The sequence below is a fragment of the Streptomyces gilvosporeus genome (assembly GCF_002082195.1).
GTDB lineage: Bacteria > Actinomycetota > Actinomycetes > Streptomycetales > Streptomycetaceae > Streptomyces > Streptomyces gilvosporeus.
Map to the genome: position 1 here is coordinate 6,726,424 of NZ_CP020569.1, position 21,394 is coordinate 6,747,817.

Annotated in this window: 14 protein-coding genes; 7 read left to right on the forward strand and 7 right to left on the reverse strand. The window is 68.7% G+C overall.

From position 1 onward, the window contains the following. The first annotated feature begins 48 nt into the window (after window positions 1-48). Complete coding sequence (locus B1H19_RS30055; RefSeq protein WP_083107853.1) at window positions 49-447, forward strand: OB-fold nucleic acid binding domain-containing protein; 399 nt, start codon at window positions 49-51, stop codon at window positions 445-447. A 3-nt stretch (window positions 448-450) separates the two neighbouring features. Then, the gene (locus tag B1H19_RS30060) at window positions 451-1,314 is read left to right on the forward strand and encodes a DUF3159 domain-containing protein (protein ID WP_083107854.1); all 864 of its coding nucleotides are present in this window, start codon (window positions 451-453) and stop codon (window positions 1,312-1,314) included. 77 nt (window positions 1,315-1,391) lie between these two features. Here the strand turns inward: B1H19_RS30060 and B1H19_RS30065 are convergent, their stop codons facing one another. After that, the gene (locus B1H19_RS30065) at window positions 1,392-2,063 is read right to left on the reverse strand and encodes a potassium channel family protein (RefSeq protein WP_083107855.1); all 672 of its coding nucleotides are present in this window, start codon (window positions 2,061-2,063) and stop codon (window positions 1,392-1,394) included. Continuing rightward, window positions 2,060-2,728, reverse strand: coding sequence for a potassium channel family protein (locus B1H19_RS30070; RefSeq protein ID WP_083107856.1), 669 nt, complete (start codon window positions 2,726-2,728; stop codon window positions 2,060-2,062). The genes B1H19_RS30065 and B1H19_RS30070 overlap by 4 nt, the downstream gene beginning before the upstream one ends. Window positions 2,729-3,080: 352 nt before the next feature. Between B1H19_RS30070 and B1H19_RS30075 the strand changes: the two genes are divergently transcribed. From B1H19_RS30075 to B1H19_RS30085, 3 genes are all read left to right on the forward strand, one after another. Continuing rightward, window positions 3,081-5,090, forward strand: coding sequence for an NAD-binding protein (locus tag B1H19_RS30075; protein WP_083107857.1), 2,010 nt, complete (start codon window positions 3,081-3,083; stop codon window positions 5,088-5,090). Window positions 5,091-5,280: 190 nt separating this feature from the next. Beyond that, window positions 5,281-7,350, forward strand: a complete 2,070-nt coding sequence (locus B1H19_RS30080; protein WP_083107858.1) for an APC family permease — start codon at window positions 5,281-5,283, stop codon at window positions 7,348-7,350. 160 nt (window positions 7,351-7,510) lie between these two features. Further along, on the forward strand, window positions 7,511-8,839 hold the full coding sequence (locus B1H19_RS30085; RefSeq protein WP_083107859.1) for a class I SAM-dependent RNA methyltransferase: 1,329 nt from the start codon (window positions 7,511-7,513) through the stop codon (window positions 8,837-8,839). A gap of 814 nt (window positions 8,840-9,653) precedes the next feature. Here B1H19_RS30085 and B1H19_RS30100 read toward each other — a convergent pair. After that, entirely contained in the window at window positions 9,654-10,514 is an 861-nt protein-coding gene (locus B1H19_RS30100) for a replication-relaxation family protein (RefSeq protein ID WP_237289558.1), read from the reverse strand. A 1,565-nt stretch (window positions 10,515-12,079) separates the two neighbouring features. Here B1H19_RS30100 and B1H19_RS30105 point away from each other — a divergent pair. Next, a complete protein-coding gene (locus B1H19_RS30105) occupies window positions 12,080-14,197 on the forward strand; it encodes a DUF2075 domain-containing protein (protein WP_083109957.1) in 2,118 nt (705 codons plus the stop codon). Between the two features lie 56 nt (window positions 14,198-14,253). Here the strand turns inward: B1H19_RS30105 and B1H19_RS40035 are convergent, their stop codons facing one another. From B1H19_RS40035 to brxD, 4 genes are all read right to left on the reverse strand, one after another. Continuing rightward, complete coding sequence (locus B1H19_RS40035; protein WP_237289559.1) at window positions 14,254-14,382, reverse strand: DUF6408 family protein; 129 nt, start codon at window positions 14,380-14,382, stop codon at window positions 14,254-14,256. Between the two features lie 261 nt (window positions 14,383-14,643). After that, on the reverse strand, window positions 14,644-16,515 hold the full coding sequence (locus B1H19_RS30110; RefSeq protein ID WP_203237261.1) for a DUF2075 domain-containing protein: 1,872 nt from the start codon (window positions 16,513-16,515) through the stop codon (window positions 14,644-14,646). Between the two features lie 408 nt (window positions 16,516-16,923). Further along, entirely contained in the window at window positions 16,924-19,137 is a 2,214-nt protein-coding gene (locus B1H19_RS30115; RefSeq protein WP_083107864.1) for a DEAD/DEAH box helicase, read from the reverse strand. After that, on the reverse strand, window positions 19,137-20,471 hold the full coding sequence (gene brxD, locus B1H19_RS30120; protein ID WP_107426179.1) for a BREX system ATP-binding protein BrxD: 1,335 nt from the start codon (window positions 20,469-20,471) through the stop codon (window positions 19,137-19,139). The genes B1H19_RS30115 and brxD overlap by 1 nt, the downstream gene beginning before the upstream one ends. A gap of 107 nt (window positions 20,472-20,578) precedes the next feature. Here brxD and B1H19_RS30125 point away from each other — a divergent pair, with 107 nt between their 5' ends. After that, entirely contained in the window at window positions 20,579-21,316 is a 738-nt protein-coding gene (locus tag B1H19_RS30125) for a DUF3800 domain-containing protein (protein ID WP_083109959.1), read from the forward strand. The last annotated feature ends 78 nt before the right edge of the window (window positions 21,317-21,394 follow it).

Sequence of the window (21,394 nt, forward strand, 5' to 3'; positions counted from 1 at the left end):
GCGTCGCGGCTCGTGATCCCCGGCAGGGGGCACCGGTACGCTGGGGTTATGAGTGCTGGGACCCGATCCGAGAAGCCGGCCGGTCGTTTCCGCCGGATGCTCGAGCGGCTGTCGTCCTCCGAGGAGGAGCTGCAGAGCGCCGAGCTGCGGAAGGATGCGCAGGACACGGGCTGTACCCGTATCTGCGACTGCGACGACCGCCAGATAGTCAAGGTCACCGGCACCCTGCGGCATGTCACGCTGCGGCCGCGCGCCGGTGTGCCCGCGCTGGAGGCGGAGCTGTTCGACGGTTCCGCCGCCCTCGACGTGGTGTGGCTGGGCCGCCGCTCCATCGTCGGGATAGAGCCGGGCCGTAAGCTCATCGCCTCGGGCCGGGTCTCCATGAGTCACGGACGCCGGGTGCTCTTCAACCCGAAGTACGAACTCCGACCGCTCGGACAGGAGTAGCCGGTGCCGTCTCACGACCGACCGACCACCGACCCACGACCGACCACCGGCGCGGATGCCCCCGCGCCCGCCGCCCCGGGCGCCGACGCCGACGGCAGAGCCGTCACCGAACAGGCGCTCTTCGAGGCCTTCGGCGGCATCCGCGGCACGGTGGAGACCATCCTCCCCGGCCTGCTGTTCGTCGCGATCTACACGGTCAGCAAGGACCTGCACGTCTCGGCGATCGCCGCCCTGGCCGTCTCCTTGGTGCTCACCGCCGTCCGCCTGGTGCGCCGGGACACCCTCAAGCACGCCTTCAGCGGCGTCTTCGGCGTGGCCTTCGGCGTGGTCTTCGCGATGATGACCGGCAATGCCAAGGACTTCTACCTGCCGAGCATGCTCTACACCCTCGGCCTGGCCCTGGCGTACATCGTCACCACGCTCGCCGGTGTCCCGCTGCTCGGCCTGATCCTGGGCCCGGTCTTCAAGGAGAACCTCTCCTGGCGCACCCGTAACCCCGGCCGCAAGAAGGCCTACGCCAAGTCCAGCTGGGCCTGGGGCCTGATCCTGCTGGCGAAGTGCGCGATCCTCTTCCCCCTGTACTGGTGGGCGAACACCGCGCAGCTCGGCTGGGTGCTGGTGGCGCTCAAGCTGCCGCCGTTCCTGCTCGCGCTGTGGCTGACCTGGGTGTTCCTGACGAAGGCGCCGCCGCCGATCGATGTCTTCGCGGAGATGGAGGCCGAGGAGGAGCGGGAGAAGGCGCAGCGGGCGGCCGCGGAGCGCCGAAGCGCCGAGGGGGAGGTCCTGGACGCGGTCGCCGACGATCTCGGTCAGGGCCTCGCCGCCGAGGTCGCGCAGCGCCCGCAGGGGCCGCGCCACCGCCGCTGACCCACCCGCCGACAACGCAACGGGGCCCGGGAACCGCGAAGGTTCCCGGGCCCCGCCGCGTTGCCGGGCGGCCTCCGCTAGGCGTCCGTCCGCCGCATCGACAGCAGGTCCTCCAGCTGCTCCTCGCGCGACTGGGCGGCCACGAACAGCAGCTCGTCGCCCGCCTCCAGCGCGTCCTCCTTGTTCGGTGTGAGCACCCGCGTCCCGCGGATGATCGTCACCAGGGAGGTGTCCTCGGGCCACTCCACATCGCCGACCCGGGTGCCGGCCAGCGCCGCCTCCGGGGGCAGCGTCAGCTCGACGAGGTTGGCGTCGCCGTGGCTGAAGCGCAGCAGCCGTACGAGGTCGCCGACGCTGACGGCCTCCTCGACCAGCGCCGACATCAGGCGGGGCGTCGAGACCGCGACGTCCACGCCCCAAGCCTCGTTGAACAGCCATTCGTTCTTCGGGTTGTTGACCCGGGCGACCACCCGGGGCACGCCGTACTCGGTCTTGGCGAGCAGCGAGACCACCAGATTGACCTTGTCGTCACCGGTGGCGGCGATGACGACGTTGCAGCGCTGGAGCGCCGCCTCGTCGAGCGAGGTGATCTCGCACGCATCGGCCAACAGCCACTCCGCCAGCGGCACCCGCTCGACCGAAATGGCGGTCGGCGCCTTGTCGATCAGCAGGATCTCGTGCCCGTTTTCCAGCAGCTCACCGGCGATGGAACGACCCACCGCACCCGCGCCCGCGATTGCGACCCTCATGCGTGCGCCTCCTCGGGACCGGCGGCGAACGCCGCCTCGACCTTCTCGACCTCGTCGGTGCGCATCATGACGTGCACCAGATCGCCTTCCTGCAACACCGTCTGCGAGGTCGGCAGCATCGCCTCGCCCAGCCGGGTGAGGAAGGCGACGCGGACGCCGGTCTCGTCCTGGAGCTTGCTGATCTTGTGGCCGACCCAGGCCGAGGAGGCGGCCACCTCGGCGAGCTGGACGCCGCCGCTGGGGTCGCGCCACAGCGGCTCGGAGCCCGACGGCAGCAGCCGGCGCAGCATCTGGTCGGCCGTCCAGCGGACGGTGGCGACGGTGGGGATACCCAGGCGCTGGTACACCTCGGCGCGGCGCGGGTCGTAGATCCTTGCCGCGACGTTCTCGACGCCGAACATCTCGCGGGCCACCCGGGCGGCGATGATGTTGGAGTTGTCGCCGCTGGAGACGGCGGCGAAGGCGCCCGCCTCCTCGATACCGGCCTCCCGCAGCGTGTCCTGGTCGAAGCCGACGCCGGTCACGCGGCGGCCGCCGAAGGCCGAGCCCAGGCGGCGGAAGGCGGTGGGGTCCTGGTCGACCACCGCAATGGTGTGGCCCTGGCTCTCCAGGGTCTGCGCGAGCGCGGAGCCCACCCGGCCGCACCCCATGATGACGATGTGCATGCGATTACCCCGTGCCCTGACTCAGCGCGCTGATCTGCCCAAACACCCTGCTCAACTCTTCCTTCTCCGAGTGCCGGCAAAGCGCGGCTACGGCTCGCGGTCGCAAGGCCACTGCTCGCGACCGGGACCCCGTACGCGTCAACGGGCGCGTTGGGCGCGGCGTGGTCCGGGTACAACCGTAGCCGTAATACGCCGTCCGTTAAGGGGGCGGTCACCACCCGACAGATGCGGGCCCGGCCACGCGGTGCACCGGCTTACCGCACCCGGCTGCGCCGCGCGGCCCCCGTACGGCACGCTACGACGTGTGCCCAATCTGCCTCAGCAGCCCCAACAGGGCTCCATCGCACCGCACATGGTGGTCTGCGGCGACGATGCGCTCGCGCACCGGCTCGCCGCGGAACTCAAGGACGTCTACCGCGAACGGGTGACGCTGGTCGTCCCGTCCGCCCGGGAGCCGCACCGGCCCCGGATCCCGCCGCCGGCCCGTGCGCTGGGCCGGGCCACGGCCCTGCTGGGAAGGATGTCGGCGGCGATGGCGCGGACGACCCTGCTGCCGCCGGAGCCGGCCGCGGCGGACGGGGCGGACGACGGCGACGACCTGCCCGAGGAGCCGGTACGGATCCTGGAGGCGGCGGAGGCCGACGACGCCGTACTGACGGCGGCGGACATCGCCGGGGCGGGCGCGCTGGCGCTGGTCTACGACGACGACGAACTCAACATCCACGCCGCGCTGCGCGCCCGCCGGCTCAACCCCCGGCTGCGGCTGGTGATCCGGCTCTACAACCGCAAACTCGGCCAGCATCTGGAGGCGTTGCTCGACCAGGCGGCGACCGTCGCGTCCCCGGGCGGCGACGAGGCCGCCCAGGCCGACGCCTCCACGACCGTGCTCTCCGACGCCGACACCGTGGCCCCGGCACTGGCCGCCACCGCAGTCGCCGGGACCAGCAAGGTCATCGAGGCGGACGGGCTGCTGCTGCGTGCCGTGGAGCGCGCGCCGGTGCCGCCGGGCCGAGCGGCCGAGCCCGGCCTGTGCACCCTGGCGGTGCTCACCGCCTCGGCCACCGACCCGGCCGTCACCGACCCGGCCACCGTCGGCTCCGCCGCCACCCTGCCGCCGGCCGGGGACGAGGGTCCCGTACTGCTGCCGGACGACGAGACGACCGCGGCCGCCGAGGGGCGCGGCACCATCGTCCTGGAGACCGTCTCCTATACGGGGCGGACGGTGCGCCCCCGCCTCCTGCGCGGCCGCGGCGCTCCGCTGGCCTCCCTCTTCTCCCGGCGGCTGCGCTGGTCCCTGGCCGGGGTGGTCCTCGCCGTCCTCGCGCTGGCCGTCGCCTCCAGCCTCAGCACCGGCGAACAGCCGCTGCACGCCGCCTACCTCACCCTGCTCGACCTGTTCGCCATCGACGACCCGGCGCTCGACGAGCCGCTGCCCCGCAAGATCATTCAGCTGCTGTCCGCGCTCACCGGGATGCTGCTGCTGCCGGTGCTGGTCGCCGCGGCCTTCGAGGGCCTGGGCACCTTCCGCAGCGCATCCGCCCTGCGCCGTCCGCCGCGCGGGCTGTCCGGGCACGTGGTGCTGCTCGGCCTGGGCAAGGTGGGCACCCGGGTGCTGACGCTGCTGCACGAGCGGGGCATCCCGGTGGTGTGCATCGAGGCCGACCCGGAGGCGCGCGGTATCTCCGTGGCCCGCCGGCTGCGGGTGCCCACCGTCGTGGGGGACGTGACCCACGAGGGCGTGCTGGAGGCCGCCAAGGTCGACCGGGCGCACACCCTCCTCGCCCTGACCAGCGAGGACACCACCAATCTGGAGGCCGCCCTCTACGCCCGCTCGGTCAAACCCCGGCTGCGGGTGACCCTGCGGCTGTTCGACGACCACTTCGCCACCGCCGTCTACCGCACCCTGCGCGCCGCCCATCCCCGCGCCCTGACCCGCAGCCGCAGCGTCTCCTTCCTCGCGGCCCCCGCCTTCGCCGGCGCCATGATGGGCCGCCAGATCCTCGGGGCGATCCCCGTCGAGCGGCGGGTGCTGCTGGTCGCTCGGGTCGGCGTGCGGGGCCATGCCGCCCTGGAGGGCCGGACGATCGGCGAGGTCCTGCGCCCCGGGCGGCTGCGGGTCCTGGCCGTCGACACCTCCGCGCCCGACGAGACGGCGGAGGCATCCGCCGCGGCGGCGCCCCCGCCGGACGGCGAGCGCGCGCCCGCGCTCCTGGTCCACGAACTGGGCGACGGCTACGTCCTGCGCCCCCAGGACCGGGTGCTGCTCGCCGCCACCCGCCAGGGCCTGGGCGATCTCCTGGCCCGCCGCCCGCGCGCGGCGGCCGGCGCCGGGGCCGAGGGCGACCGGACCCGGCGGCCGTGAGACATACCACACACCTCAGCCGCCACACGCCGTATGCAGCCGAGTCGTGACCACCGCGTGTGGATCGTGTGCGGGCACCGTGCCTGCTGAAAGACGTCGCGCAGGTCACGCGGGTCGCGGCGCGCATCACTCGTCACCCGCGGCGGTGACCGCTGGGCAGGGCCCTTGACGAACCCTTAACATCCTCTCCGTGTCCAAACTGACCGACGTGCCCAAACGGATCCTGATCGGGCGCGCACTGCGCAGCGACAAGCTCGGCGAGACCCTGCTCCCCAAGCGCATCGCACTCCCCGTCTTCGCCTCCGACCCGCTCTCCTCCGTGGCCTACGCGCCGGGCGAGGTGCTGCTCGTCCTGTCCATCGCAGGTGCGAGCGCGTACAGCTTCAGCCCGTGGATCGCCGTCGCGGTCGTGGTGCTGATGTTCACCGTGGTGGCGTCGTACCGGCAGAATGTGCACGCCTATCCGAGCGGCGGCGGCGACTACGAGGTGGCCACCACCAACCTCGGTCCCAAGGCCGGCCTGACCGTCGCCAGCGCCCTGCTGGTCGACTATGTGCTGACCGTCGCGGTCTCCATCGCCTCCGGCATCGAGAACCTGGGCTCCGCGATCCCCTTCGTCGTCGAGCACAAGACCCTCTGCGCGGTCGCCGTCATCGTCCTGCTGACGCTGATGAACCTGCGCGGGGTCAAGGAATCGGGCAAGCTCTTCGCGATCCCGACCTATGTCTTCGTCGCCGGCGTCTTCATCATGATCGCCTGGGGCGCCTTCCGCGGCCTGGTCATGGGCGACACCATGAAGGCCCCCACCGCCGACTACACCATCCACGCCGAACAGGGCGGCCTGGCCGGCTTCGCCCTGCTCTTCCTCCTCCTGCGCGCCTTCTCCTCCGGCTGCGCGGCGCTCACCGGCGTCGAGGCGATCTCCAACGGCGTGCCCGCCTTCCGCAAGCCGAAGTCGAAGAACGCCGCCACCACGCTGGCCCTGATGGGCGGCTTCGCGGTCACCATGTTCTGCGGCATCATCGCGCTGGCCATGACGACCCACGTCAAGATGGCGGAGACCCCGGCCAAGGACCTCCTCGACCACGGCAAGCCGCTCGGCCCGGGCTACACCCAGAACCCGGTCATCTCCCAGGTCGCCGAGGCGGTGTTCGGCAACGGCTCGTTCCTCTTCGTCGTCCTGGCCGCCGCCACCGCCCTGGTCCTCTTCCTCGCCGCGAACACCGCCTACAACGGCTTCCCGCTGCTCGGCTCGATCCTCGCCCAGGACCGCTATCTGCCGCGCCAGCTGCACACCCGCGGCGACCGCCTGGCCTTCTCCAACGGCATCGTCGTCCTGGCCGGCGCCGCCGCCGTCCTGACCTACATCTACGGCGCGGACTCCACCCGCCTGATCCAGCTCTACATCGTCGGCGTCTTCGTCTCCTTCACGCTCAGCCAGGTCGGCATGGTCCGCCACTGGAACCGCCATCTGCGGACCGAGCAGGACCCGGCCGCCCGCCGCCGCATGCAGCGCTCGCGCGCCATCAACGCCTTCGGCGCCAGCCTCACCGGCCTGGTGCTCGTCGTCGTCCTGCTGACCAAGTTCACCCACGGCGCCTGGGTGGCCGTGCTCGGCATGGGCGTCTTCTTCGTCACCATGAGCGCGATACGCCGCCACTACGACAGCGTCGCCGAGGAGATCGCGCCCGACGACAGCCCCGACGACGACGTGGTGGCCCCCTCCCGCGTGCACTCCATCGTCCTGGTCTCCAAGCTCCACAAGCCCACCCTGCGCGCCCTGAACTACGCCAAGCTGATGCGCTCGGACACCCTCGAAGCCGTCAGCGTCGACGTCGACCAGGCCGACACCAAGGCGCTGCGCGAGGAATGGGACCGCCGCGGCATCGAGGTCCCCCTCAAGGTCCTCGCCTCCCCCTACCGCGAGATCACCCGCCCGTTCATCGACCACGTCAAATCGCTGCGCCGGGAGAGCCCGCGCGATGTCGTCTCCGTCTTCATCCCCGAATACGTCGTCGGCCACTGGTACGAGCACCTCCTGCACAACCAGAGCGCCCTGCGCCTCAAGGGCCGCCTCCTGTTCACCGCCGGCGTGATGGTCACCTCGGTCCCCTGGCAGCTGGACTCCTCCGAGGCCGCCCGCCGGCGCGCCCGCAAGCGCGCCGAGTGGAACGCCCCCGGGGCGGTACGGCGCGGACCGGTCACGGCGCAGCCGAAGAAGGAGCGCAAGAAGGAGAAGGCGGCGGCCGTCGAGGAGTAGGCCCGGTCCGCTCGGGCACGGGCACCGCCCTGCGGGACGTAGACTTGACGGCTGGCCTCCGCCCCGGAGGCCGGGCCGGCCGGTCCCATGCGCCCGCCGCCGTGCCCGTTGCCTTGCCGCCGCCCGCCTCCTCGCCGTCACCTATTGGAGCCCTCCCGCCATGCAGACAGAACCGAAGACGTCGCTGGTCGGCGAGGAGTACGAGGTCGAGGTCGGCCCGGTCGCCCACGGCGGCCACTGCATCGCCCGTACGCCGGAGGGCCAGGTCCTCTTCGTACGCCACACCCTCCCCGGGGAGCGAGTCGTCGCCCGCGTCACCCACGGCGAGGAGGGCGCCCGCTTCCTGCGCGCCGACGCGGTGGAGATCCTCTCTGCCTCCAAGGACCGCGTCGAGGCGCCCTGCCCCTTCTCCGGCCCCGGCAAATGCGGCGGCTGCGACTGGCAGCACGCCGCGCCCGGTGCCCAGCGCCGGCTCAAGGGCCAGGTCATCGCCGAACAGCTCCAGCGGCTGGCCGGCCTGACGCCCGAGCACGCCCACTGGGACGGCACCGTCGAGCCCGCCCCCGGCGACAAGGTCGCCAAGGGCGAGGTCCCGGCCTGGCGCACCCGCGTCCAGTACGCCGTCGACGCCGACGGCCACGTCGGCCTGCGCAAGCACCGCTCCCACGACGTCGAGCCCGTCACCCACTGCATGATCGCGGCCCCCGGCGTCAGCGAACTGGGCGTCGAGCAGCGCGACTGGCCCACCATCGCCACCATCGAGGCGATCGCCGCCACCGGCTCGCACGACCGCCAGGTCATCCTCACGCCGAAGCCCGGCGGCCGCCTCCCGATCGTCGAGCTCGACAAGCCCGTCTCCGTCCTGCGCATCGGCGAGAAGGACGAACAGGTCCACCGCGTCCACGGCCGCCCCTTCGTCCGCGAACGCGCCGCCGGCCGCACCTGGCGGGTCGGCAACGGCGGCTTCTGGCAGGTCCACCCGAAGGCCGCCGACCTCCTCGTCGAGGCCGTCATGCAGGGCCTGATGCCGAAGAAGGGCGATATGGCCCTCGATCTCTACTGCGGCGTCGGCCTGTTCGCCGGCGCCCTCGCCGAACGCGTCGGCGACAAGGGCGCCGTCCTCGGCATCGAGTCCGGCAAGCGCGCCGTCGAGGACGCCCGCCACAACCTCGCCGACCTCGACCGCGTCCGCATCGAACACGGCAAGGTCGAGTCGATCCTCCCCCGCACCGGCATCACCGACGTCGACCTCGTCGTCCTCGACCCACCCCGCGCCGGCGCCGGCCACAAGACCGTCACCCACCTCGCCTCCCTCACCCCCCGCCGCATCGCCTACGTCGCCTGCGACCCGGCCGCCCTCGCCCGCGACCTGAAGTACTTCGGCGAGGCGGGGTATGTGCCGCGGCGGATGCGGGCGTTTGATTTGTTTCCTGTGACGCATCATGTGGAGTGCGTGGCGATCCTCGAACGCGCCGCGAAGCAATCCTGACCCGCGGTTTTGCGCGTGCGCACTATGTTCGGTATGGGCGATATCTTGACGCTGAAATGTCGCTCGTGCCGCTCATTTGACGCTCGTTCTGATGGGGTGTCAGGCACTCGGCTGGGCAGGCCAGGCCCTGTCAAGGGTGGCGTATATCGATGGGGCTTGGAGAGAGCGCGACGCTGAGCGTCAACCTACTGAGTCCTGCTGGTCTGATATCCCGGAAGAGACCAGCCACTGCGGTGACCTGCTGCGATGAGGGGCTAGTTGTATTGATCACGAGCGTTGTTAACACTGCCTGGCCTTGATCATGGCGAAGACCTCCGGTGTGGTGGAGGTGTCTAGGACTACACCGCACGAAGGTCTTCGTGTCCCACCGTAATGCCCGGCTGACTGTTCCTGGCAGGCGGCTGCTGATCCAGCGGCTGCTGTCCGGCCGCGGCGCTGCAGGAGAGAGAAGAGTTAGTAGAAAGAGGAAAGATAGAGCAGCGCTATCGCAGGTCAGATACCGAATGGGGGTCGGATTTCCGACCACGAGGGTCGGGTTTCCGGCCAGGCGGGTCGTCTTTCCGACCCGCTGTGGCGCCGGGTCGGAAAGACGACCCGGCCGCGGTGCCCTCGCGGGAGGGGCGGAAGCCCCGCATACCTGCCTCTCGACGACCTTGCCCGCGGCAGCGCACATCCGCATCCCGCAGGTTCTTGCAAAAGGTCCGTGCAAAGCGTGATCCAGTCCATCACCGTGGTGCGGAACCAGCCCCCGTCGTCCGGCCTGTACAACTCGACCGCCTGCGTCGCCTCCCCGAGCTCGGCGGCCGAGCGGTGCTCACAGCTCCATCCAGCTGCAGCGACCGGGCCTACCGTCCAGCGGCCACCACACCGCAGCCGAGGGCCCGCGTTCCTCCATCTCCTCCAGCACCGCCGCGCCCACCGCCACCTCTTCCGCGAACTGCTCGGTCAGTGGGTGCTCGCACACCATCGCCCGCAGATCCGCTACCCGCTGCGCGAGCGCCCGCGGGCCGGCACCGGTCAGTACGAACAGCAGCCTCGGGAAGACCGCATAGCTGCGCTGCCACGGACGAAGACCCGTCGGGTCGCCGCCGGCTCCCCGCCGGCCGGCAACAGGGACATGGCTGTGGAACCGGGCGTAGGTGATGACCTTGGATGCGAGCCGCTCGGATGACTCCGTCGCGCGGTCGACTTCGACGAAGGCGCGCAGCAGGGCCCGTGTCGGTGAGGTGCGTGTGTACCGCAGCAGTGCGTCAGCGATCAGCGCGCGTTCCCCGCCCGCCGAACCGTCCCGGATCGGGTGCGCAACCTCTGTCATCCAGTCCATCGCCCCGAACTCATCGCCACGAGCGTGGGCGTCGTTGAGGAAGGCGAGCGCGGTCCGGGTCACGGTCAGCGTGTGGCTGCTGCGCATGGCTGAGATGGCGGCGCCGGCCCGATAGGGGCGGCGTCCCTGGAATTGGGGCCAGGTCAGAACGGTTTGGAGTCCCGGACCGGTGAGTGACCAGATGCTGGGGTGGTGGGCCCGGGCCTGGGAGTAGACCAGCCCCTTGCTGTGTAGATCGCGCAGGCAGTGGCGCAGGTGGTAGGTGTCAGGGGATGGCGTCAGTAGCTGGTTGAGCTGGGTGGTCGTGGCCGCGCGGTGAACGGCCAGCACGGACAAGATCTGCTCCCGCACGGGGATTCGTTGGCTGTGCGATGTGATGGCGGGCGGCATCGAGGGCTCCGTGGTGGTGAGGGCCCGCGGCGTCTTTTGCTGCGGGGAGGGCGGGTGGGCGCCCTCACCACCAGTGGACCCAGGCGGCTTACCACCGCACTTACCGCCGACACCCTGTAGCGATCTCGAAATGGACACATCACGTGAGAAGCCCGCTTACCACCGGAAGTGCGCGTGGTAAGCGGGCTCTTCAGCCACTATGTGCCCCGCGCAGGAACCCCCTTGGGAACGCCTAGGCGTGCTCTGCAGTGTTCGGTAGAGCCTCGGTAGCCACGCGACGGCGCGAGCATCAAGGCGTGGTGCCGTCCCCGTTCTCCAGGCCCTGCCAGGCGGCCTTGACGACGCGCTCTCACATCCAATGGGCTTCCCGCTGTGAGCCGCGAGCTCTGCACCGACGCCGCTTCGCCACCTGCCGATCGTCTCAAACAGGCGGGCGGTGGCGACGCATTCCGCTCTCTCCGGTGCCCGGGTACTGCCGGGGCAGGGCCGCTGCACCCGAAGACTCCCGGGTTATCCCCCACACGGTGATTGTCGAAGTCCCGCAGGCCCCGTGGCGGAAGGCACGAATCTGCGTCCCGGTGGGCCCCTCGACCTCCCCGACCGGGTCGGGGAAGGACCCTGGGTCGGCTGCCAAACCTGCGGATGACCGTCGGCCCCGTGAAGTGGGGCAGCTGCGCGGCCTCGTTGATCGAACTCCAGCCGTATGGGTCGCCGTACTACAGTGCCGAATCCGTGAGGAGGCCCCATTCTTCTGCTTGTGCCGCTCGAACGCCCTACGGTTGCGTTGGCGGGCGTCTATCCCTCCGGCAACGATCGCTGATGACTGAGACTCTGACTTGGCGGGGGGACCGTATGAGACCCCACGACACGCCCCCCGATAGGGCACCTCCTTGGGCACACATTACTAACCGTCGCATCTCGACATAACCGCAGGTCATTGGCCTTGGTAAGAGGGCTGCGGGATTCCGACTTCCCTCCGTACGTCGCCCTCGTGCCTGTTGTTGATATGTGGGTTGGGGGTGTGGACGATGTGGCGTCGGGTGGGGCGGGTCGCTGCGCTGTGCTGGTTGTTGGGTGCGCCGGGCCGGTGTGGGTGTGTGGGCGTGGCCGGGCCGAGGGGCCTGGCGTCGTCCTTGACCTCCTGGACGGGCGACAACCTCCGTCAGGTTCACGCACTTGCACCCAGGGGCGCCCAGCAGATGCACTCCTGAGGTCAGCTTGGTAGCGATACCGCACGCGGTGGCATGAAGGCTCCTTCGACGTGTTTCCTGTCCACGTCATTCCGAGGACGCGTCGCCTCGAGCGCATGGGGATCCTCGAGCAAGTGCGTGGGGTTCCCTGTGATCCATACGGCGTGATCCAGCCATGAGCACGGCAGCTCCGGTCGACACCTTGTTGATCGTTTTCGTCAGGCCGGGCTTTACCTAAGATCACCACAACCGAATTGCGGCCCGACGGGCTTCCTGCACAGGACATGCCCCCACCCGCACGAGTCACTCGTGCCCTGGGGGAACCACCTCGTGTCCATGCTCCTGCTGAAACTATCGGCGCAGGATCTGCTCACTCTTGATTCACGTGATCGGATGGTGCCGCACCTTGCCGCCCGGTGGCGGTACTTCCGGGGAGCAGACGCCTCGGAGTCGGAGCGTTCCGCATGGGCGGAGAGTTTGGTGAGCCTCGCGAATGACCTGGTCGCAGCGGGACGCGGGAACGTGGAGATGATCGTCGAGTGTGCTGCCACGCTCGACGAGGCGGTCTGCCCTGGCGACCCCCGCCTCATCGACGTCGTTCTGGTGGGGCGTCATCCAGAGCGTCACGTTCCCTCCGTGCAGTTGGTCGAGTTGAAGCGTTGGTCGACAGTGAGCCGGGTGGAACGGGCGACCGCAGACTTGTTGCACGTGCCGGGTACCAAAAAGGAGAAGAAGCACCCGGCGCTTCAATTGGGCGCATATTACGAGGCGTTCACGAGCGCCCGCGGCCCGTTTCAGGGTGCCGACTTCGAGTGCGGCGGCTTCGCCTACCTACACAACGCCACCGACGATTCCGTGCGGACACTGATCGACGTTGACGCACCGACAGGCTCCTACGCCCGCATATACACGAATGATCGGCGCGAGCAGCTGCTTTCCGACCTCAGGAAGAACTTCGCCGAGGAAGGCGCAGCCTCCGAGGCCGAGAGAATGCTGCAGAGCATGGGTCTGCGCAACACCCCGCTGCTCGACGCCATGATCTGGTCCCGCGGAGCTGACACGGTCTTCACCCTGCGCGGGCGGCAGAAGGAGGTCGCCGACCAAGTGCTGAAGACCGCTTCGAAGGTCTTGCCGGACCCCCGGCGTCCCGCCTTGGTGCCGGACGAGCGGCGTGTGATCTTCCTCGTGACCGGTGGCGCGGGAACCGGGAAGAGCGCGATCGGCCTGCAGATCAAGGCAGAGTTGGAGGCCCGAGGCCGTACGGTCAACTACGCCAGTGGCAGCCGGGCTTTCAATGGCGCCCTTCAAGAACATGTCGGCTACGGAGATCGGCAGTTCAGGGAGACGTTCACGTACTTCAGTAACTTCGTCACCCCACCTGACCCGCTCTTGGACGTGCTGATCTGCGACGAGGCGCATCGTCTCCGGGACCGGTCGACCAATCGATTCTGGAAGCCCGAGGACTGGGGCACGGGCCCGCAGGTGGACGAACTCCTCGCGGCATCCCGCCTGACGGTGTTCTTCCTGGACGAGGGCCAGACCGTGCGACCGAACGACGTCGGTACCGTCGATCTGATCAAGGACGCGGCCGAACGACACGACGCCCGAATCGTTCGGTACAAGCTGCGGGAACAATTCCGATGCGGTGGCAGTGACGCCTACGTTCGCTGGGTAAAGGCATTGCTCGATGTGACGGACGAGAAGCCCGGTAAGTGGCGACCGGACGGACTGATGCACGTCGAAGTAGCGGACACCCCGGAGGAGCTCGAACGGATCATTCGAACGGAAGCACTTGCCGGTGCGTCCGCGCGCATGGTCGCCGGCTACTGCTGGCCGTGGACGAAGCCGCTCGGCGACGAGCGACGGCTAGAGGCCGACGTCCGCATCGGTAAGTGGCACCGACCGTGGAACGCGGACAGCGAAAGCTTCTGCCAGGACGAAGCGCCGCCGTCGAGGATTTGGTCCGTGCATGAGAACGGCCTCGGACAGATCGGGTGTGTGTACACCGCGCAGGGCCTCGAATGGGACTGGTGCGGTGTGATCATGGGTGAGGACATGGTGCGCCGTAATGGCCGATGGGTGTTCCGTCGGGGTAAGGAACGCAAGACAGCCGAGCCGGGCATCAAGCGGGTCGCTGAGCCGGGTTCGTTCGATCCGAAGGTGAAGGCCGGCAGCGTCGACGACGAGGAATTCGAACGGCTCGTCCGGCATGCCTATCACGTGCTGATGACCCGGGCCAGCCGCGCCACGGTCCTCTATTCCACGGACAAGGAGACCCGGGACTACCTCAAGGAACTCGTCGGCAAGCTCGAGCTCCACGGATTGCGTCCCACCTGGGAGAACTTGCCGGTGGAGGCGCGCAAACCGCATCTGCCCCGGCCGGGCAGAGGACGGGGCAAGGGAAGACGTCAGAAGAGTGCGGGGTCGCAGGCACCTGATCTGCGGCTGTTCTGAGTAGCGCTGTTGTACGAGTGAGGTGGCGGGCTCACCGGGCCCGCCACCGGTCTGCGCTAGAAGAGCAGACTTGCCACCGCTACCAGCGCCGTCACCAGAAGGTTGGAGACGACTGAGGCAACGATCTCGATCAGGATCGAACGGATCCGTTCACGACGCGCAGGCTTGTACTCGACCGAGTTCATGGCCACTCCAAAGTAGTGAGATCGGAATGGCAGGGGGACGCCCTACCGGGCATCCACGCTCGCGTCGCGTGTCACCACACGACGGGCACAACCATTCGTCACCCGCAGCTCATTGGAGCGAGCTCAGGAACCGCAGCCTCGAACCCTCCGGGAAGGTGCGCAGCGCGATCATGCTATCTCGTGAGTTAGCTCCGGGGGCGTGAATTTCGCGGTGGCACGCGGCTGGAGGGCGTAGGCATGACTTCGGGTGGCTGCCGAGAGCTAGAGCACTGGAGGGATCAGTGAGCGGAGCTTCTCGCGGGTTTCCGGGTCCGTCGAGTAGACGATCGTGCCTATCATGCCCCGGGTCAGCAGCACCTTGTAGGTGTTGCGGACGAGGCGATCGACGTCATCGTCCGGAGTGGCCTTGGTGAAGGATGGGTCCCTGGAGGCACTGCGGTCCACCACCCATCGGTCCGTACGCCAAACGAGGTCCGGGCCCATGATCACGCCGGACCAGTCGTACTCGAAGCCCTGCGCGGTGTAGACGCACCCGATCTGCCCGAACCCGGCGGGGTCGGTGGCCCAGAGTGGCGCCGGTGGCGCGCCGAGGAGGGCGCGGTCGCCGTAGAGGTTCCACGGTCTGGCCCAGTCGCCGATGACCACATCGCTGGGCAGGGTGTGCATGCTGGAAGTGATCTTCGTCGTCCACTTCCAGCAGTAGCCCGCGGACATGCGTGCGCCGAAGCCTTGGGCCCGTCGGGCGGCCAGGAGGTCCTCGAGCTCCTGCGGGCTTTCGGCGGTCAGAAGCCGTACCTTGCCGTCCGGCTCCCACTCGGTGGGTGCGTTGCCTTCGAGTCCCAGCAGATCGACCACCCATCGCAGGTAGGCGTCGCTGCCACCACATCGGAATTGGCTGTCGAGCCTCACTACCGTGCAGTCCAGATCCTGTTCGGCCGCAGCCGCCTGGATCTGTTCCACGGTTCCCATCTCGCCCGGACGCACCACCTGGTGTTGGTCCAGCAGGAACACCGGAACCCGAGCGGCGTCCATCAGCTCTGCCACCTGTGGCCGGCCGGTACGCAGAGTCGCCTTGGTGTAGCGGTTGGCGGAGGTCTTGCGGAGCCGGTGGGCTTCATCGCAAACCAGCACGTCGAGGTCGTTCGGTTCGGCCTCCATGAAGCTGTTGAAATAGCGGAAGAGCCGCTGGACTTCGGGCTTGCGGGCACCGGCGACCTTGCGCATCGTCTTGGTGAAGGACTGCGAACCGGTGGCGTGCAGAGTGGGCACACCGCGCCGGTAGAGGTCGCCCAACAGGGAGAGGGCGATCACGCTCTTGCCGGAGCCCGGGCCGCCGGCCACGACGACGACCTGCTTGCGGTTGGACCGCCGGGCCTGCCGGACCGCCGACATGACCGTTTCGTAGGCAAGTCGCTGTTCGTCCAGCAGCACGAACTGCTCCCGGTCGCGAACCTCTTCGGCGGCAACGGCCATCAGTTGCCGCGACGGCCGGACTTTGCCCTGCAGCAGGGCGTCGGCTGCCTCGGCACCCGGCTTCGCCGCCAGCCTGGAACGCAGGTAGCCGAGGAAGGCACCACGCTGCTCGCCGGTGAACATCCGGCCCCGATCGTCCTCCGTAACTGTGCGGAGCCCCGCCACCCCGAAGTTGGTCGCGTTGTGCAGGTAGGCGACCCCCGCGACCGACTCCGGGACCCGTTCCAATGCTCCGTTGAACGAGACCAAGTAGTCGCAGTACCCGCGTACCTGCTCGATCGGGTTGAGGACCGGATCGGGGTAGGCGTCGATGCGGCACAGCAGCGGATCGTCCTCCTCCGGGTAGGCATCGCTCCACTGCTTCAGCTCGACCACCACGTACGAGGGCTCTCCGGTGCTCGGATGAACGCCGGCGAGTATCACGTCTGCCCGCTTGCTGGTCAGGGGCAGCCCGTACTCCAGCAGCATCTCGACTTCACCGAGCCCAGCTTCGATGAGCACATTGGTCAGCGCGGGGATGCTGCGCTCCCAGGAGCGAACCTCCGCCGGCTGGGGCCCGTGACGGTGTTTGTGCAGGAAGTTCTCGATAAGAAGCTGCGCCAGCTGGCCTTCGACGCGTGTGCGAGTGGCCAACGACGCCGCGGACTCACGGAACAGCAAGGAAATGCCCCCAGGCAGCACGAAGCGGCTCGCGCGGGTGGGGGCATGTCCTTCAGTTCCACAGACGTGGAGCGGAAGCCCGTCGGGCCGCTGAGATAGTGATAGTCATCCTAGGACAGGACGTGGATCACGCGCTCAGAGCTGGGTAGCCGTCTCGTACTCGGCACTGGTGATGTTCCTCCGACGCATGCGGCCTCTTCACGTTGATGATGGGGAGCTCTGGCCGTGGTTTCGCCGAATACTCCATCTCTCAGAGCGTTTTCGACGACGCATAGTGTGGAGTGAGAGGCGATCCTTGAATTCGTAGGCAACCGGTCCTGACCTGCAGATTTAGGCCGCGAACATGATCTGCGTTGTGGGCGATACCGGCGATAGGGCGGCGCCAGGTGGCGCACTCTTGGCGGGGTATCAGGTGGTGCTGCTGAGGAACCGCACCGTTTCTTCAAGAGCCGCACGCGCTCCGTCGAAGTCGGCGAGCCTGGCAGCGACGGACGCCACCGCGAGTCGCTCGGGTAGCGCAGCGGAGAATTTGAGCCCGTGCACGGCGCGGCGGTCGACGTCCGGAAGCACGAGTGCTGCACCGCCGTCGGCCGCATCATGGCTCGCACGCCACATGGCGGGGGTCAGGTCCTCCCTCAGGCGCACATAGCAGTCCGTCGGCCGCTGCACGGGATCGGCGATCGACTGCAGCGTTGCCGCGAGTGTCGCATTGGCGCGGTAGCCCGCCCAGGTCCACCAGCGCACGTCGCTGCCCTGCCGTGCCACCAGCGTGCCGCCTGGATGCACGGTGTCAGGAGCTTCTTCCTCCCGCCAAGCGGCGAGGCACACCTCAGCTCGTCGTGTGAGCGAGACGGAGGGGTCGGCTCCCAGGAGGACTTCTCGCATCGCGCGCGTGAGGGCAAAGGAGAGTCCGGCGAGCGAGCCGCTGGTCCACTTGGCGACGCCGCCGCCTTCGGTCGGCTCGGCGAAGGCCCGTTTGCGAGTCCAGTCGATGAACGTCACCTGCCAGCTGCGCCCGCCGAGGAGGAGACGGCGAGGCCCGGGACGTTCCTCCGTGAGTACGGAAGGGTCTATCTGCCCGATCTCGGTGCGCCCGGAGAGGACCGTGAACTGCGGGGGCGCGGTGAAGGACGCCGTCAGTTCGATGAAGTGCCGGCGACCGAAGCGTCGTTCGGCTTCGGGACCGACGAAGAGCAGGCCATCGTCCTCGTCGAGGAAACCTTGCGCTATCAGATGGCGCACGACAGGTGCCGCGGAGCGGTCGAAGGGAGCCAGCCCGTTCCACTGTTGGTGCCACAACTGGTCACCGAGCCGTTGCTGCTGGAGAGTGGCGGCCAGGAGCTGTTGAGCCACCAGATGGCGCGGCTCGGGCGGCGCGGTCACCGGCTCGACCCAGCCCCTTCCCCAGAGCAGAAGCATTGCCGCTGCCTGGAGGAGGCTGTCTTTGCGGGTTGCCAGGAACAGACAGTTGCGTCTGCTCCCTGGACGCCGACCCGTACGCCCGATGCGTTGCAGGAACGAGGCGACAGTGCTGGGAGAGTCGATCTGAACGACGCGGTCCAAGTCGCCGACGTCGATGCCCAGTTCCAGGGTGGAAGTGGACACGATCACGCAGTCCCGAGCCTCGGCGAAAGCTTGCTCGGACCTAGCTCTCTCCTCAGCCGCCAGCGATGCGTGCGACAGAAACACCGTCACCTCACGCTCGCGCAGCGCCGCACCCAGCTGCTCGACCTGCCGCCGGGAATCACAGAAGACCAACCGCTTCTCGCCCCGGTGCAGTGCGGCGATGAGCTTGGCGGCATTGTCGAGGGAACCTACGTAGTCCAGCTCCACCTCACCCGCAGGGCGGGCGCTCTCCGCGGTCGCCCCGTGGTTCGACGACACGTCCGGTACGGGGGTCAGGTCCGGTGCGATGACCTGTGCCGGTCGCTTTCCGGCCCCCGAGCCCTGCAGCCAGGTGAGCAGGTGCCCCGGATTACCGACGGTCGCCGACAGCCCGATCCGCTGGATGGGATGTCCTGTGACTCTTGCCAGGCGCTCCAGCACCGCGAGCAGGTGCCAGCCCCGATCGTCCCCCGCGAAGGCGTGCACCTCGTCCACGACGACCGCCCGCACGCGCCCCAGAAGGTGTGCGTGATCGGTTTTCACGCCGATCAGCATGGCTTCCAGGGACTCCGGTGTGGTGAGCAGGATGTCCGGGGGTTCGGTGCGGATGCGCTGCCGCTGCGACTCCTTCGTGTCACCGTGCCACAGCGCCGCCCGGCGCCCGAGCCACTGAGCGTACGCGTCGATGCGCGTCACGAGGTTGTTGAGCAGCGCCTTGAGCGGACACAGATAGAGCACGGAGGTGCCGGTCCAGCCCTGCTCCGACATGGCGGACAGCATCGGCAGACAGGCTGCCTCGGTCTTTCCGCCTGCTGTGGGAGCGAGAAGAACCGCGTCCTCGCCGTCCATCAATGGATGGATCGCTGCCCGCTGTAGCGGCCGCAGGTCAGGCCAGCCGAGCGTGTTCACCACATGGTGGAGGACAACCGGGTCGAGCCGCTCTACGGGGTCCTCGTCGTGCGCGGGGAGAGTGGAACCCGGGTGAGGAGCGGCGCTCGCGCCCTCGGCGCCTGCCATCACACGTCCAGTTCGATGTCGTCGGCCGAGGTCGCGGCAGCCGAATTCCGTTCCACGTCGGTGAGTTCGCTGTTGATCACCGTCAACTTGTAGTGCTGCCTCGGGTCGAAGTCATCGAACTGATCGATACGGTCGAGGACGTCACCCACCAACTTCTTCAGGTAGAGCCGTGGCGCTACCCCCACCTTGCCGCCCAGCGCTCCACCGACGGCGCCGGCGAGGTCCGCGACGTAGGCGTCATCTGCGAGAGCCCTGATCCGGTCGGGGGCGGCGGCTCCCGCCGCGTAAAGGTCGCGGATGGTCACGCCGAGGCTCACCAGCGATTCCGGTGTGAACCCGGGCAGCCGCAGCTGCACCGCGCGTGGATTGTCGAACCGGGGGTCGGTGGTGAAGTCCGTGGCGAGGCGCTGCGCGAGCGGGGCGAGGCGCTGCACACCCTGCTGACCGTCGTAGAAAGCCGGGGTACCGGTGATCACCAGATAGAGGCCGGGGAAGCGGCCCGAATGAACCTCGTCGATGAGCTGACGCAAGGCGTTGAGCGCCTTGTCACGGGCGTCGGACCGCACCCGCTGGAGTGTCTCCACCTCGTCGAGGACGACGAACAGCCCCCTGTGTCCCGAGTCGCGCAGCACGGTCAGCAGGCCCTGGAGAAAACCCAGAGCTCCGAAATGGTCGAGGTCCCCGCGGACTCCGGCGGACCGTCGTGCCGCCGCGGCAACGTGCGGCTGGCCGCCCAGCCAGGCCAGAACAGCCGCCGCCGTTGCTTCGTCGCCCTCGGTGAGTGCGGCCCGGTAGCCGCGCAGCGCAGTGGCGAAGGAGGGGGCATGCCGGGAGACTTCGGCCAGTCGGGCCGTCAGCAGCCTTTCGACCTCATCGGTCAGCTCCTCCTCGCTCGCTCCGGCTGCGAGAGCGTCCTCCTCAAGTGCGTAGAACCAGGCGTCCACAATCGGCCTGAGTGCGCTCGGAGGGAAGCTCGCGGTGGTCAGCCGTTCGGTGAGGCGTCGGTATACGGTCTCCAGCTTGTGCAGCGGAGTCTCGGTCTCCGAGACCTGGATCTCGGCCACGGCGAAGCCGAGGCGTTTCGCCCGCTCTCCCAGCCATCGGGTGAAGAACGTCTTGCCCGATCCGTACTCGCCGCGTACGGCTTTGAACACCGACCCGCCCGACGCGACCGCGTCCAACTCGGCGTCGAGCGCTGCCTCGAACCGGCCCAGGCCGGTGGCCAGCAGATCGAGTCCGCTGTCGGGCACAGCGCCGCGTCGCAGCGCGTCGATGACCGTCCGTCTGCGGGCAGCGGAGGCGGGAGACACGGGATTCGGGATTGCGGAGCTCACCGGTTCAGTCTCTCACTCGGCGCGGCCGGGATCAGGGGTTGTCGCTGCCGCCTCGGTGGCGTCCAACTCGTATGTGTCGCAAGGTTGCTGTGTGAAACACTCGCGTGGTGTTGCTGACCTACGTCGATGAGTCATACGACAACGACCGCTACTGGATGGTTGCTCTCGTGGTGGCCGAGAAACATCTGCGGTCGCTGCACCGCGCTCTCGACTCCGTCGTGACCAAGGCTGCAGAGGAATACCCGGTCGACCGCCATGCCGAACTCCATGGGCACGCTCTGGTGCACGCCCGGGACGACTGGCAGCGGATGGGTCACAAGGGCCGCAACATGATTCGTGCCCGCATCGGTGTCTACGGCGATGCCATGAAGGCGATCGGTGCGCATGATGTGCGTGTGATAGTCCGGGGGCTCGACCTACGGGCCTACTGGGCACATCACACCGATGACGGGCCGTTCCGGCCTCCCCACGAGGTGGTACTGCGCCACCTGCTGGAGCAGATCTGCGACCACGTGCAGGTGCGGGACGAGCTGGCTCTGGTGATCGCGGATGAGATCGACGGAGCGGACGACCACCGGCGCCATTTCCGTGACTACCAACAGGCCGGTACGGGCGAGAGCATCAGCAACACCCTTCCGTGCCTCGTCGACACCATTCACTTCGCGCCGTCGAAGGCGAGCCGGCTGTTGCAGGCCGCGGACCTTATCGCTTATCTGCACCGCCGGCTGGTCAGCGGCCAGGACGCCGACCCCCGAGCGCGCAAGGCCAACGAGACCCTGTGGTCCTTCGTCGCGCCCCGTGTCGCCCATCAGCACTGCTGGGCTCCGCCGCAGCCCACCTGCTGACCAGCACAAAGGCCCCGCATCCGCGGGGCCTGAGGCGAACCGGGCGTCAGTTTCTTGAGGACGTCCCTACGGCCGAGG